The organism is Paraburkholderia sp. J10-1, assembly GCF_905220165.1.
GTDB lineage: Bacteria > Pseudomonadota > Gammaproteobacteria > Burkholderiales > Burkholderiaceae > Paraburkholderia.
On record NZ_CAJMYW010000001.1, the window covers coordinates 360,144 to 373,255 of the forward strand.

Consider the following 13,112-nt stretch of genomic DNA (forward strand, 5'->3'; position numbering starts at 1 on the left):
AGGTTGTGGCCCGCCGTGCAGCACAGCGTTGAATGCATCTCCATCCCGAATGAACGTCCGGAAGATGCGACGGCGACGTGGACGGAGATGAAATGAAAGCAGCGAGCGCGCGCAGGAGCAGCGACGATGCCGATTTCACGACTCGCGGAAATAGCCTGGCAATAGCAGCACTGCTTTGCCGGGACGAGCGCATAGCGCCATGGGAGACGACGCTCACTACGAGTCTCTTTGGCGGCGTCTGGCGAGAAGCCCTGCGCCACTTCCGGTCCGTTAGTGGTTCCCTGCGACAGAACGACAACGCAGCTGTTCTTCACGAGATCATTGCCCACAGCCGGAGAACAGCACGCTACGTCCGCGCCATTGCGCTCAGGCAGGCTGAACTACAGGGGTGCGACCGGGCTAACGCAGACGCTTACGCTGCAATTCTCGGTGCGTCGGCGACATTTCACGACATCGGGAAATTCGCCATGCCCGCCCGGCTCCTGGGCAAACCTGGGCGGCTTGACGTTTCCGAATTGAACGTGGTCAAACATCATCCGACCGTCGGCGCGAACATGATTGGCCGCGCACGGGGCAGGTTTCCACCGGTCCTTGTGCAGACCGCCTGGGAGATGGCTGCATTTCACCATGAACGCTGGAACGGTAGCGGCTATCCACGTGGTCTCAAGGGCAAGCAGATTCCGTTCGTTGCACGAGTCGCGGCGATTGCCGATGCATACGACGCACTCTCACACGACCGTGTCTATCAGCCCGCGCGCAGCCACGACGAAGCAGTTGAGCTTATAAGCGGCGAAAGAGGAGTGAGCTTTGACCCTCACCTCGTGGAAATATTCCTTCAGATCGCAGCCGGCTTACACGCGTAGCCACAAGCCTGTTGAAAAAAGCCTGCCGTTCTCCTGGAAGTTGGCGGCAGGCGCTGTCCGGAAGCGGTTGCGAACACCGCCGAATTAGCAGGAACTTTCCCGGTATCGTGGCCTAGCAATATGCCAGGATGGTTGGCGCTGGGCAACCCATTTGGGAAAGGGAAAGTCACTGACACGAATACCTGTATCGGCGTGGATCTGGCGAAGAACACCATCCAGGCACATGGTGTCGATAGCATGGAGTGCGTGGTGACCAGGAAAGCCATCTCGCGGCAGAAGTCTCTCGAATGCATATGCGCTTCATGACCATCAAGACGGCAGACCAGCAAAATGTGCCGGCGAGGCTCCATTCGGAGATTGCTTGCTGACAGTCAGGTTTGCGAACTTAATGTCGTACGTTGACTGCGTGATGAAATACACACAAGGTAGCGTCGACTTCTCATCATAGGCGTGCGCAGGCGATGGCGTCTCTGGGCGCCCCATCGCTCCCCGACATTGTCTGGAACATCAGCATTCCGGCGTTTTGGACCCTTCGTCGTTGGAGGTCGCCGAAGGTACCTGAGGGACGCGTGGCATACGGATACCGGCGTATGCAATCGCTACCGTCAGTAGCGGACTCACCACACAAAATACAGCATAAGGTGCGTAGCTAAGCGTAGGCACGCCAAGCGTCACGGCCATGTACGCGCCACAACTGTTCCAGGGGATCAGAGAGCCAGTGGTTGTGGCCGAATCACCAACGGAGCGCGATAAGACAATCGGCAAGTAGCCGCGTGACGCAAAGGCGTTCTTGAACATCCGGGCCGGTAGCACGACTGCAATAAACTGGTCTGCGGTAACGATATTCGTCGCAATGGTTGCCATGACCAACGATCCGACCAGCGCGCCACCACTCTTTGCCCAGTCGACCACCGGCGTAATAAGACGTTCGATCGCACCGCACTTCTCGACTACGCCTCCGAATGCGAGCGCCGTGATGATCAGCCAGATGGTATTCAACATGCTGTCCATGCCGCCGCGAGTAAGGAGCGTATCCAGCTCGGGATTGCCCGTCGTAGACCTGTAGCCGCTCGCAAGCGCAAGCCAGACGCCTTTGATCATCGCGATCCAGGTAGGCACGCCCTCTCGCGCGCCGGCAAACGCGATGACCCGCGCGGGCTCGACGAAGACGGCTACGATACCACCCGCCAGTGCGCCAAGAAAGATAGTGGTAAACGGCGGCAGCCGGAACAGCGTCAGGACAACGACAAGCACAAGAGGCACGAATAGCACCGGTGAGATGTAAAATGCGCCCCGCATTGCCTCGACTTCGGCGCTCGCATCGAATTCGCCCGGCCGGCCAAGCAGATAGAACACCGCGAGCGTGATAATGATCGCGACGATGGAGGTCAGCAGGGTCTCGCGCACGTGGCGGTACAGGTCGACGTCTGCCGCCGCTGCCGCAAGGTTCGCTGAGTCTGAGAGCGGCGAGGACTTGTCGCCGAAATACGCGCCGGAAATCACCGCACCCGCTGTGATGGCAGGGCTGAGCCCCATGCTCTGGGCGATACCCATCAGGCCAATTCCGATCGTCCCTGCGACAGTCCATGACGTGCCGATACTGAACGAAATCACGGCACAGATGGCTGCCGCCGTCACGTAGAAGTAGTCCGGGCTCAACAGTTTCAGCCCGTAGTAGACCATCGCGACAATGGTGCCGCAGAGCGCCCACGTGCCGATGAGCGCGCCGACCGCGAACAGGATGAGAATGGCTCCGATCCCGGAACTGGCGCTTGCGTTCGCGGCCTCGCCCAGTGACGCGAGCGAATGACCCCGCCGCCACCCGACGAATACCGCAAGCATGGTCGCGACAACAAGCGCCACCTGATTTGGCCCGTTTGCACCTGCATCACCGAACAGATAGAAGGACAGACCGACCAGGAAGACGAGGCCAGCGATGGGAATCAGGGCTTCGAACATTGAAACCGGCTGTGGTGACTCGGGCCTCTTCATAGCGATACTCCGTTTGCTGCCCGGCGCTCTCGGTGGTGCCACTGCGGTCAAAGTTCAAGAGCTCGAGACTCAGCGCCCGCCGCCAGGACCAGATCGTAACGTTAGCCGGTTCGTTACAGCCCTCACACCGCGGACTGACCTTGCTGCGTTTCCGGCCCGCGCGATTTGTGAGTGTTGTGGCACCGATCCGGTCAGCGTAACGATGCCACTGCGTACCCGGACTTGAATGTTCATGGAATTCAGACCCGGTGTCCGCACGAGAGCACGGCGGACGTCACTGGCCAGCATCGTATCCGACCTGCCTCGCTGCGTAGATGCCGCGACCGCTCCAGTGTGCGCGGACGCATCGACAGGGGGGCTTGCACTTGTTTGTGCACTCGCATAGGTTGTGCCATTTCCGATGGCGACTGCCAACAGGGTACCGATGAGTCGTCGCCTGCCGCTGCATCTCATGCTCGTTCCTGGGGTTGCGCGATGTTCCCACGTGGATGAAAAGAAACCTGCAACCGTTTGCAATGCTCTTTCTGATTGAGTTGATTCAGTTCTTTTCGATAATACACCAGGCGCTCTCTAGTTCATTCGGCCTACTAACTCATTTTCGCACCGTCACCGACACGCGGAACGCGCGGGGAGCGGAAAAACGCTAACCTTTTGTGAGGCCTGCGCGGGCGGCGTCCCACCGCCACCCATGGATCTGGCCGTCATCCGGAACGCAACGCGTCTCCGGTTTCCTGCAGTCGTAATCCAGTCCGACGGACCCGACAGTTTAGTTGCTCGCCCGAAGTCGGCAATACAGCAAGGAGTGGTCATGACAAGTGTGCACCGCAATACTCCCTGGATTTCCTCCGCCATGCTCGCTGCATCGCTTGCGCTCGCATTTGCAAGTGGCGCTGTCGCGCAGACCGCCGCTCCCACAAGCGCCAGCGAGATCCACAGAACCGGCATGCCAGCGACGGAACAACAAGGCGACGTCTCCTTCGTGTCAGGCGGAGTCGGCCGCGACGAGTCAACTGCGCTCAGGCAGGCGCGCAGCCAGTGGCCGCTGTCGCTGCAGTTCACCGGCCCTGGGGCGTCTTACGTCGCCGACGTCGAGGTGCAGATCGCCAACGCCAGCGGCGCAAGCGTGCTCGATACCCGTACGCATGGACCGTACTTGCTCGTGCGGTTGCCGCCAGGCCGCTACGCGGTTACCGCAACCTATAGCGGCGTTACGAGGAGACAGACCGTAAACGTCCGCGGCAACGGCAGCGCGCGCGCCACGATCTCGTTTCCGCGCAGTCACTGAGCGCGCGATTGCGCGGCTGCGCACCGAAGCGCCCTTGTCAGGTCTGTACGCGCTTTCGGTAATGTCCGGCAAGGGGCACCAGGCCCATTGCAATCAGATCCACGCCGAGAAATATAGAGAGCAATGTGCCTGGAACGTTCGGAAAATTTGCCGCAAGTGTTACGGCTAGCAGCATCGACAGCATCGCGCTGGCAAGGCTTATGTTGTTGATCTTCGCATCCTGCTCGACTGACGCAACGACCTTGAAGAAGCCGTCGAGAACGAAGAAGATCATCAGCATCACGGTCAGACCTCGCGCGCGTGCACTGTCATTCACGAGGATCAGGACGCCGATAAGCACCGGGACGACGACTGGAGGAATCTTCCGAATGATGAGTTTCCAGCCTTTCGTTATGAAAAGATTCAATGCATGCACGAAGCCACAGATCAACAGCATCCGCGCGATGAAAATCGTCCCAACAGGAGACCCGGTAGCCAGCGGAACAATGATGCAAAATAGTCCCACTACGACGAGAAGAGTTGAACCGGCAATGGGGAAAATAGCATTCTTTTTCATGGCAGAAAGAAGTCTCAAGAGGCTTCCTCGATAACCTGTATCTTGATTACACGCACACCTCATCGTGAGAGATTCGTGCGTCTGTAATCGAGGAGATCCTCACGACAGCCCCGTTTCAGAAGGGTGAGTCGCATCCGGGCGGCTACTCAGCTGGGTCCCGAACAATCGGACACGTCATGCAATGGCCACCACCGCGCCCGCGCCCCAGCTCCGCGCCCACGATGCTCACGACTTCGATCCCGGCCTTGCGCAGCAGCGTGTTCGTATACGTGTTGCGGTCGTAAGCAAACACGACGCCAGGCGATGTGCAAACCAGGTTCGCGCCGCTGTCCCACTGCGTGCGTTCACGCTGGTAGTCGTTGCCGCCCGCTTCTACCACGCGCATTTTCTTGATGCCGAGCACGGCGCTCACGACCTCGACGAAGGATTTTTTCTCCTGATGCAATTCCACACCCGCCGGGTGATCGCTGGGCCGGTAGGTGAAGGTGCGGGTACGCGCGAGAAAGTCCGGCGCAATCAGCACGCAGTCGCGATCTGCGAACGTGAAAACCGTATCGAGGTGCATGGCTGCGCGAATTTTCGGCATGGCCGCGACAATGACCTGCTCGGCCGCGCCCTTCTTGAACAACGTGGCGGCGAGCAGGCTGATCGCCTGGCGCGACGTGCGCTCGCTCATGCCGATCAGCACGGTCTTGTTGCCGATGGGCATGACGTCGCCGCCTTCGAGCGTCGCCATGCCGTGATCCTCAGTGGGGTCGCCCCACCACACGTTGACCTTGCCCGCGAAGTCCGGATGGAAGCGGTAGATCGCCGCCGCAAGAATCGTTTCCTCGTGCCGCGCGGGCCAGTACAGCGGATTGAGCGTCACACCGCCGTAAATCCAGCACGTGGTGTCGCGCGTATACAGCGTGTTCGGAAGCGGCGGCAAAAGATATTCGGTGGCCCCGGCCGCTTCACGCACGACCTTGAGCGCAGCGCCGCCGTGCGATTCGGGGAAGTCGTAGATCGACAGGCCGCCAAGCAAGGTCTCGGCCAGCTTGCGATCCTCGAGCCCTTCCAGATAGCTGCGCAGTTCGTCGATGAAACCCAGCCCGACCTGGTTCGGCACGATCTGATTGTCGAGAATCCACTTCTTGCCTTCGGGCACGGCAACGGTTTCGGCGAGCAGGGTGTGCATTTCCACGACCTCTACACCGCGGTCGCGCATTTTCGTGACAAAGTCGAAATGGTCGCGCTTCGCGTTGTCGACCCACAGCACGTCGTCGAACAGCAACTCGTCGCAATTGCTCGGCGTGAGACGCGAGTGCGCCATGCCAGGTGCGCACACCATCACCTTGCGAAGTTGCCCAACTTCCGAATACACCCCGAGCGTCCTTTCTTCCTTCGCCTTGCCCGGCCCGCCTTTGCTGGCCTCGACGGCTTTCCCGGCCTTCTCGCGCTCACCACCTTTCGCCTTGGACATATGGCTCTCCACCCGTTCTCGTCAGACCCCCATGGCGCCCGTGGCCAGCGCGACGACGCCTGTGACGGCACCTACGGCCGCCACGAAGAAAATGACCCAGTCACTGGTGCGCTGGAAAACTTTCAGTTTGCGCTCGCGCCGCGCAATGAAATACAGCACGGTGCCTGGTGCGTATAGAATCGCCGATAGCAAAATGAATTTGAGGCCGCCGGCAATAATCATGAACAACGTGTAGATCACGGCGACCGACGCGAAGGCGAGATCTCGCGTGCGTTCTTCGGGCCGTACTTCGTAGCTCTCCCCTCGTTTCGAGACAAGCCACCCGTAGGCTGCGACGAACAGGTAGGGAATCAGCGACATCGCGCTCGTAAGATTGAGCATCAGGGCGAACGCGTCGTACGAAAAATAGGTACTTGCTACCAGGATTTGTACAACGATGTTCGTGATCCAGAGCGCATTCGCCGGGACGTTGTTGGCGTTTTCGCGCGCGAATACAGCCGGCATGTCCTGATTGCGCGCCGCTGCGAACATCACCTCGGCACAGATGAGCGACCACGCCAGATACGCGCCGAGTACGGAGACGATCAGGCCTATGCTTACGAAAATCCCGCCCCACGGTCCGACGACACTCTCGAGCACCGCAGCCATGGACGGCTGACGCATGCCCGCTACATCGCCGCGCGGCAGGACGGCGAAAGGCAGCATCGAAACGAGCACCATGAGCGCTGTCACGCTGACGAAGCCGAAAATTGTCGCGCGACCGACGTCCGCACGCTCCCTGGCATAGCGCGAGTACACGCTCGCGCCTTCGATGCCGATAAAAACGAAGACAGTCACAAGCATGGTTGCTCGCACCTGGCCGATGATGCCGCCCTCCTGCGCGGCGGACTGGATATTGAGCTGGAAGGTCCCGTACTTGAACACGAACAGCAGGATCACGATGAACACCATGATCGGAATGACCTTTGCGAACGTCACAATGGTATTGATGAACGCGGCCTGTTTGACGCCGCGAAGAATGAGGAAGTGAAAGAGCCAGATGCCGATGGACGCTACAACGATGGCGACAACCGTATTGCCGTCGCCGAACACCGGAAAGAAAGCGCCCAGCGTGGACTTGATGAGTACCCAATATGAGACGTTGCCAATGCAACTGCCGATCCAGTATCCGAATGCCGAGAGGAAGCCGGGGTAATCGCCAAAACCCTCCTTGGCGTAAACAAACACGCCGGCGTCGAGATCCGGCTTGCGCTCAGCCAGTGCCTGGAATACCCGTGCGAGCGTGTACATGCCGATGCCCGCCACGAGCCACGCGATGGCTGCGCCAACCGGCCCCGTTGCATTGGCGAAAGTCCGCGGCAGGGAAAAGATCCCGGCGCCAACCATGCCCCCGACTACCATCGCCGTCAACTGCAGGCGACTCATCTTTTGCCCGGTATCGGTCATCGGTTTCCTCGCTTTGTTCGGAACTTCACTTTTTCGAGAGACCAACCCACCTACGTTCACTTCATCGGGTTACGCGCACCGAATTATTGCCGAGCAGCACACGCACACGGTCGCCCGGAACGAACTGCTGGTCCGCATCCTGGACCACCGACATCAGTTGTCCCGAGTCCAGCCGCACGACGATTTCGAGGCCCGCGCGCTGCGTGACGCGCTGTTCCACGGCATTGCCTGCCGCGCCGCCGAGCACGGCGCCGCCTATGCCTGCCGCAACTGCGCCCGTGCCGCGCCCGATGTTGCTGCCTGCTGCGATGCCTCCAAGCGCGGCGCCTGTGATTGCGCCAATGCCCGTTGGACCGGGCTGGATACTGACGGGCCGCACCGTTTCAACGACACCGAGCTCGACTACAAACACCTGCTGTGCCTGGGCAGGACTAAACGTGGAACCCGAGGTTGGGGCCTCGCAGGCCGATAGCGCCAGCGTGGCAAGAAGTGCTCCAGCGAGATATCGCATGACAAACCCCTGTGCCGACCGTTGCGTACAGCGCATGGCTCTGGAATGAGCACAATCTGCGAAGTCAGGTCGACAGTTTGCTAACGACATGGAAAACATGCATATCGGACACGAATCTGGTGATAAGAAGTGCTGCACTCACGTAACAGACATTATGGATTACGATTCGTGCGCACTCAAATTTGCCTCACTTAGAACGCCTTTGAGCGTCTGGGCGCTTGCAAACCTCTAGCGTGGAAGCAAGGATGCGTTTCCCATTAGCTGATCGCCTCGCAGTTCACAAGACGCCCTAAAGTCAGTGAAGTATCCAGGTGACGTCTTTGCTCCGAAACGAATTGCGAGAACAACACCACTCAGCTTCGCAACGTGGGCAGAGGTAATACTGAATTTGCGCGCCACCGAGATCGGCGGGATCGCCCAATTTGTGCATGGCGTGCGTAACATCGAAATGAGGGTTCTTAAGCAACAAATTGCACGATGCACACAGAAACGAGGGATCGGTAGGCATTTCGGTCTCTCTACGTTTACAAACACTCGTTTTACGAGCAATGAATTTGTAAGCTATTTGATGATATCCAGAATATTCGACAGACACTGAACGCCGTGCGTAGCGCACCTCTATTTCGGAAAATTTATTCCACACTGGAAAATTGATTCCACGATTCCGAAAAATCAAGACTGGAAAAAAACCTCATTTTTTCATAAATTTTATTCGTAATGCCAGCATTTGAATCGAGCGCCACACCTGGCGCAGGAGAATGCACGCAGTTTATGTGATTCGCATGAAAGATAATGCCCCTTCGAATAATGGCAGCGTGGTAGTCGGCCCGATTCTCGGCATGGGCGGACTCGTGGCAGGCATCGCACTCGTCGTCCTCAATGACCCGGCGCAGGTGCTGGCTGCTGTGACTCGGGTGGGCTGGAGTATTGCCGCAATCGTGGCAGTCCGAGCCATCATCATCGCACTGACCGGTGTTGCGTGGGGGCAGATCGTTCGCCCCCTCGTGAGAAGGGGTTTTGAACTGTTCGTTGTCCTTCGCTGGGTGAGAGAGGCAATCAACGTGCTCCTGCCTGTAGCGTCGGTCGGCGGCGACGTGGTCGGTGCACGGCTTCTGACCTTCTATGGCGTGTCCGGGGGCCTGGCAGGCGCGTCAATACTGGCGGACCTTCTGATCCAGTCGTTTTCCGGGTTGCTGTTCACTATCGCTGGACTTGTGCTCCTCGCGGCGGACGGTCGTGGGCGTTCTCTGACGGGTGGGCTGATGTTCGGAATCATGCTCGGGATCCTCGTCATTGGAGGCTTCTACGTGGCGCAGCGCGCCGGTTTCTTTGCGCTGGTCGAACGCGCCATGCTTGCAGCTGGACGCTGGTCAAAGACGCCTTTCAGTGGCGAGCTGAAGCTCCACGAGAACCTGCAGCGCCTCTACGAAAATCCTGTGGCGAGCCTGCGCGCCATCCTCGCTCACTTCGTGGCCTGGCTTGCCGGAACGGCGGAAGTGTGGATTGCCCTCGAATGCATGGGTGCCTCACCCAGCATTGTGGAAGCGATGGTCCTCGAGAGCCTCGGCCAGGCCGTGCGCGCTGCCACCTTTCCGGTGCCTGGCGCGTTTGGCGTGCAGGAAGGCGGTTTTCTACTGTTGGGTCAGGCGTACGGCATACCCGCGGAGATCGCCCTTGCGCTCTCGCTGGTCAAGCGGGTACCCGATATCGTGCTGGGGCTTCCGGGGCTCTTTTTCTGGCATCTCATGGAAGCGCGCCGAATTGTGTTGCCTAGTCAGGCCCTGTCCACTAACGAACCCGCACGGCAAGCTCTTCGGCAATCGCGACTTCCAGGGGATCGGTGAAGGAGTCAAGGATGAATACCCAGTCGACTGCTTTCGCCACGGCCGCGCCCCCCCACGACCTGGCGCCTCCAAAACCCAGGCCAGTCAATTCGTGGAATGAGTGGGACCCACTTGAAGAAGTGATTGTCGGCAGGCTGGATGGCGCGGTCATACCTCCGTATCACGTCACCGTGACTTTCAACATCCCGAGCTTCACCGCCCGGCTTCACCGCTTTGTCGCCGGCCGACGCTATCCACGGTGGATGATCAAACGGGCTCAAAGCGAACTCGACGGATTCATCCGCATCCTGGAAGACGAAGGCGTGAGCGTTCGCCGTCCCGATATCGTCAACCACCGCGCCCGCTTTCGCACGACTGCCTGGTCCAGTCGCGGCTTCTGCATTACCTGTCCACGCGATGGATATCTGGTAATCGGCGACGAGATCATCGAGACACCCATGTGCTGGCGTTCCCGCTACTTCGAGGGCGACGCCTACCGAACCCTCTTCAAGGAGTATTTCCACAAGGGTGCCCGCTGGACCTCGGCGCCGCGGCCGCAACTGACCGACGAACTTTTCGACTACAGCTACCGTATTCCAGAAAAGGGGGAACCGCTGCGCTATATCGTCAACGAGTTCGAACCCGTGTTTGATGCCGCCGATTTTGTCCGCTGTGGTCGTGACCTGTTCGTCACCCGCTCGAATGTTACGAATCTGGCCGGCATCAACTGGTTACGGCGCCATCTCGGTGACGCCTTCCGTATTCACGAGGTCGAAACCCGCTGCCGCCAGCCGATGCATATTGACTCCAGCTTCAATCCGCTGTGTCCGGGAAAGGTACTCATCAACCCGGACTATATCGATACGACCCGGCTGCCTGCGATATTGAAGACCTGGGACGTGCTGGTCGCGCCCCGCCCCGACCCAGTCGACGGCGTGATGTCGAAGGTTTCGATGTGCAGTCCCTGGACCAGCATCAATACGTTGATGCTGGATGAAAAGCGACTGGTTGTCGACGCCTCACAGATATCGCTCATCAATGCGCTCAAGGGCTGGGGCTTCCAGCCAATTCCGTGTGCGTTCCTTAGCTATGGTCCGTTCGGTGGCGCGTTTCATTGTGCGACCCTCGACGTGCGCCGGCGCGGTGCGCTGCGATCTTACTTCTGAAGTGTGGGCCCGTCCTTGCGGAAATAGTGGACGCACTCGCAAGGCATCTCAAAGTTGCGCCTTGCGGCGACGCGCCGCGCACCGCGGCCGCAACACCGCGCAGCCTGCCACGACGCAGGTCAAGCTACATGCAGCTTACTCGCTACGGGTGTTATGCGGTCGCAGGCCAGGCACTCGTTACGCCATACCCCGTCACACATATCGTGAAGTTGCTCGCGACCCGGTTGCATGCCCGCGCACCTATGCGCCGGCCTTCGCGGCGTGCCCGTGCCGCATGGCGGACTCGCTCGTGCCCTTTGGCACCTGGGCGTCCTGGCGCCCCGGGCAGACATCCTCCGGCTGCCGCCGGTACCCGGCACCCTCACACAGATTTCGGTCCAACCGCACCGTCGCGAACAGCGAGGTGCACGATGCCTCAGGCATTGCATCGCGTTGATGCTGGTCCATTACGGACACCACACGCTCACGCATAAGGAGTTATCAGTGATGATTGACCGTCAGAAACACCTGCGCTGGCCCATCGTTACCGCCAGGCAAATCCCTCTGGCGGTGCTCGTCGCCCTGCTGGCCGGCTGCGTTTCGCTCGCGCCGCCCTTTCAGCAGCCGCCACTGCCCGTGCCGGCCACGTTCCCCGACGCGTATGGCAACCCGACCACCGGCGGTGAAAACGCCACCAGCGCCACCCTCATCGGCTGGAAGGACTATTTCACCGACCCCACACTCCAATCGCTCATTAGCGAAGCGCTCGACTACAACCGCGACCTGAGGCTCGCGATCCAGCGTGTGGAGGAAGCGCGCGCGATGTATGGCATTCGGCGCGCCGACCAGTTTCCGACCATCGGCGTCTCGGCCGATCTTGCCCGGGCGCGCGTGCCCGCCGACCTCTCAGGCGTTGGCCGCCCCGTGACGGGAAACCAGTTTCAGGTGGGCGTGGGCCTTGCAAGCTGGGAACTTGACTTCTGGGGTCGCGTGGCGAATCTCAAGGAAGCCGCGTTGCAGAACTACCTCGCGAGCGACGCCGCGCGCCAGGCCGTCACGCTCACAGTGATCGAGCAGGTCGCTAACAACTACCTGAGCCTGCGCGAACTCGACGAGCGCATCATGCTCATGAACGAGACGATCGCGAGTCGCGAGAAGTCATACCGCATCTTCAAGCACCGCTATGAAGTGGGCGCGACCTCCAGGCTCGATCTCAAGCAGGTCGAAACATTGTGGCGCCAGGCCGTCGCACTCGGCACCCAGCTTCAGCAGGAGCGCGCCACGCGCGTAAACGCCTTGCAGGTGCTCGTCGGCAAGCCGGTCGAGATGCCACACCGGGAGATCGCGCTCGACGACAACGCCGTGATGGCCGACCTGCCCCCGGGCCTGCCCTCCGATCTGCTTGTGAACCGCCCCGATATCGTCGCCGCCGAATTCCAGTTGCGAGCGGCCAATGCGAACATCGGTGCGGCGCGCGCCGAGTTCTTCCCGAAGATCACGTTGACGGGATCGTTCGGCACCGCCAGTACGCAACTCGACAATCTGTTCACCGGCCCGAGCCGCGCCTGGAGCTTCGGACCGACCGTCTCGCTGCCCATCTTCGACATGGGCCGCCGCGAAGCGAATCTCGATGTTACGAAGGCACAACGCGACCAGGCTGTCACGTCCTATGAACTGGCCGTGCAATCGGCGTTTCGCGACGTGGCGGACGCCATCGCCGCACGCCAGTGGCTGGCCCAGCAGGTGGACGCCCTGCGTGCGACGGAGAAGGCCCAGGCCGGGCGCGCGCGCCTCGCCCAAATGCGCTACGACCACGGCGCCTCGCCGTTCCTCGAAGTGCTCGACGCGCAGCGCGACCTGCTCGCCGCACAGCAGCAGCTCGTGGAAACACGGCGCGCGCTGCTTTCCAGCCGCGTTTCGCTCTTCTCGGCACTCGGTGGCAGTGGCTTCGCTAACGATGTCGCCACGCCCACTCTCATGCCAGCCACGCCTGCCAGCGGCGTGCAAAACCCATCCTGATTGAGGTTCC

At 60.2% G+C, this 13,112-nt stretch carries 11 protein-coding genes; 5 read left to right on the forward strand and 6 right to left on the reverse strand.

Annotated elements, in window-relative coordinates:
• Positions 1-92: 92 nt before the first annotated feature.
• Positions 93-863: an HD-GYP domain-containing protein gene (locus U5A65_RS01660; RefSeq protein ID WP_321945246.1), complete on the forward strand. Its 771-nt coding sequence runs from the start codon at positions 93-95 to the stop codon at positions 861-863.
• A 507-nt stretch (positions 864-1,370) separates the two neighbouring features.
• Here U5A65_RS01660 and U5A65_RS01665 read toward each other — a convergent pair.
• Positions 1,371-2,822: a Na+/H+ antiporter NhaC family protein gene (locus U5A65_RS01665; protein ID WP_321945247.1), complete on the reverse strand. Its 1,452-nt coding sequence runs from the start codon at positions 2,820-2,822 to the stop codon at positions 1,371-1,373.
• 102 nt (positions 2,823-2,924) lie between these two features.
• Entirely contained in the window at positions 2,925-3,308 is a 384-nt protein-coding gene (locus tag U5A65_RS01670) for a BON domain-containing protein (protein ID WP_321945248.1), read from the reverse strand.
• A 397-nt stretch (positions 3,309-3,705) separates the two neighbouring features.
• Here U5A65_RS01670 and U5A65_RS01675 point away from each other — a divergent pair, with 397 nt between their 5' ends.
• On the forward strand, positions 3,706-4,140 hold the full coding sequence (locus tag U5A65_RS01675; protein WP_321945249.1) for a carboxypeptidase regulatory-like domain-containing protein: 435 nt from the start codon (positions 3,706-3,708) through the stop codon (positions 4,138-4,140).
• A gap of 37 nt (positions 4,141-4,177) precedes the next feature.
• Here U5A65_RS01675 and U5A65_RS01680 read toward each other — a convergent pair whose 3' ends face one another.
• The 4 genes from U5A65_RS01680 to U5A65_RS01695 all read right to left on the reverse strand — a co-directional run bounded on the left by U5A65_RS01680 (position 4,178) and on the right by U5A65_RS01695 (position 8,115).
• Positions 4,178-4,714, reverse strand: a complete 537-nt coding sequence (locus U5A65_RS01680) for a DUF308 domain-containing protein (protein WP_321945250.1) — start codon at positions 4,712-4,714, stop codon at positions 4,178-4,180.
• A gap of 124 nt (positions 4,715-4,838) precedes the next feature.
• On the reverse strand, positions 4,839-6,026 hold the full coding sequence (locus U5A65_RS01685; protein ID WP_415764283.1) for an arginine deiminase: 1,188 nt from the start codon (positions 6,024-6,026) through the stop codon (positions 4,839-4,841).
• 153 nt (positions 6,027-6,179) lie between these two features.
• Positions 6,180-7,604: a basic amino acid/polyamine antiporter gene (locus U5A65_RS01690; protein WP_321945252.1), complete on the reverse strand. Its 1,425-nt coding sequence runs from the start codon at positions 7,602-7,604 to the stop codon at positions 6,180-6,182.
• 61 nt (positions 7,605-7,665) lie between these two features.
• Positions 7,666-8,115 carry a hypothetical protein gene (locus tag U5A65_RS01695; protein ID WP_321945253.1) on the reverse strand — a complete coding sequence of 150 codons (450 nt, stop codon included), beginning with the start codon at positions 8,113-8,115 and terminating at the stop codon, positions 7,666-7,668.
• A gap of 758 nt (positions 8,116-8,873) precedes the next feature.
• On the opposite strand from U5A65_RS01695, the gene U5A65_RS01700 reads away from it, so the two are divergent.
• From U5A65_RS01700 to U5A65_RS01710, 3 genes are all read left to right on the forward strand, one after another.
• Positions 8,874-9,959, forward strand: coding sequence for a lysylphosphatidylglycerol synthase domain-containing protein (locus tag U5A65_RS01700; RefSeq protein WP_321945254.1), 1,086 nt, complete (start codon positions 8,874-8,876; stop codon positions 9,957-9,959).
• A gap of 11 nt (positions 9,960-9,970) precedes the next feature.
• On the forward strand, positions 9,971-11,104 hold the full coding sequence (locus tag U5A65_RS01705) for an amidinotransferase (RefSeq protein WP_321945255.1): 1,134 nt from the start codon (positions 9,971-9,973) through the stop codon (positions 11,102-11,104).
• Positions 11,105-11,590: 486 nt separating this feature from the next.
• A complete protein-coding gene (locus U5A65_RS01710) occupies positions 11,591-13,102 on the forward strand; it encodes an efflux transporter outer membrane subunit (protein WP_321945256.1) in 1,512 nt (503 codons plus the stop codon).
• Positions 13,103-13,112: the final 10 nt, after the last annotated feature.

Bases quoted from the DNA above. Each gene is read 5' to 3' on its own strand.
- U5A65_RS01695 (WP_321945253.1), bottom strand. From the start codon at position 8,115: ATGCGATATCTCGCTGGAGCACTTCTTGCCACGCTGGCGCTATCGGCC.
- U5A65_RS01705 (WP_321945255.1), top strand. From the start codon at position 9,971: ATGAATACCCAGTCGACTGCTTTCGCCACGGCCGCGCCCCCCCACGAC.
- U5A65_RS01675 (WP_321945249.1), top strand. From the start codon at position 3,706: ATGCTCGCTGCATCGCTTGCGCTCGCATTTGCAAGTGGCGCTGTCGCG.
- U5A65_RS01665 (WP_321945247.1), bottom strand. From the start codon at position 2,822: ATGTTCGAAGCCCTGATTCCCATCGCTGGCCTCGTCTTCCTGGTCGGT.
- U5A65_RS01690 (WP_321945252.1), bottom strand. From the start codon at position 7,604: ATGACCGATACCGGGCAAAAGATGAGTCGCCTGCAGTTGACGGCGATG.
- U5A65_RS01685 (WP_415764283.1), bottom strand. From the start codon at position 6,026: ATGGTGTGCGCACCTGGCATGGCGCACTCGCGTCTCACGCCGAGCAAT.
- U5A65_RS01710 (WP_321945256.1), top strand. From the start codon at position 11,591: ATGATTGACCGTCAGAAACACCTGCGCTGGCCCATCGTTACCGCCAGG.
- U5A65_RS01660 (WP_321945246.1), top strand. From the start codon at position 93: ATGAAAGCAGCGAGCGCGCGCAGGAGCAGCGACGATGCCGATTTCACG.
- U5A65_RS01670 (WP_321945248.1), bottom strand. From the start codon at position 3,308: ATGAGATGCAGCGGCAGGCGACGACTCATCGGTACCCTGTTGGCAGTC.
- U5A65_RS01700 (WP_321945254.1), top strand. From the start codon at position 8,874: ATGCACGCAGTTTATGTGATTCGCATGAAAGATAATGCCCCTTCGAAT.